Raw genomic sequence first — 584 nt, forward strand, 5'->3', positions numbered from 1 at the left:
GAGACAGGGATGTCATTGAGCATCGCCGTTTCCGCACGAGCCATCTTGCCGCCCGCCGGATGGTCGGCGAATTGCACCCGCAGGACGTCGGGGACCGGCCCCGGCAAAAGCCGCACCACCAGTTCCATCTGTTGGGCAATCCAGGGCACGGTCAGTTCCGGCGGCGGTCCGCCGCCGCGCACGCTGATGACGGCGGCCGTCGCCAGGCCGACGACGCCGACGATCGAGGCGACCAGCAGCAGGATGAGACGGCGGCGCAGCGAATTCACGCCTGGCTCTCCACGGTCTCGACGCGCGCGGTGAGCTGGTAGCCGCCATTGCGCACGGTCTTGAACAGCGGCCCGTCGCCGGTGTCGGAAAATTTGCGGCGTAGCCGGCTCACCAGCACATCGACCGAACGCTCGAGCGGGTCGCGCTCGCGGCCTTGCGTCAGGTCGAGAAGCTGGTCACGCGACAAAAGCCGGCCGGGGCGGTCGAGAAACACCTGCAAGAGGTCGAACTCTGCGCCCGTAAGGTCGACGGCCACGCCTTGCGCGTCCGTCACCTTGCGGGTGTCCGGCTCCAGCCTGTAGCCGGCGAAGCGG

At 68.5% G+C, this 584-nt stretch carries 1 protein-coding gene and 1 pseudogene; both read right to left on the reverse strand.

All coding sequences use genetic code 11. From position 1 onward, the window contains the following. Positions 1 to 269 (reverse strand): annotated as a pseudogene (locus EN893_RS39235) (two-component sensor histidine kinase); the annotation flags it as partial. Further along, a partial coding sequence (locus EN893_RS15095; RefSeq protein ID WP_164900887.1) for a winged helix-turn-helix domain-containing protein occupies positions 266 to 584 on the reverse strand: 319 nt, incomplete at its 5' end. The pseudogene EN893_RS39235 and the gene EN893_RS15095, both read right to left, overlap by 4 nt.

The sequence above is a fragment of the Mesorhizobium sp. M7A.F.Ca.CA.004.04.2.1 genome (assembly GCF_004022825.1).
In the GTDB taxonomy this organism is placed as follows: domain Bacteria; phylum Pseudomonadota; class Alphaproteobacteria; order Rhizobiales; family Rhizobiaceae; genus Mesorhizobium.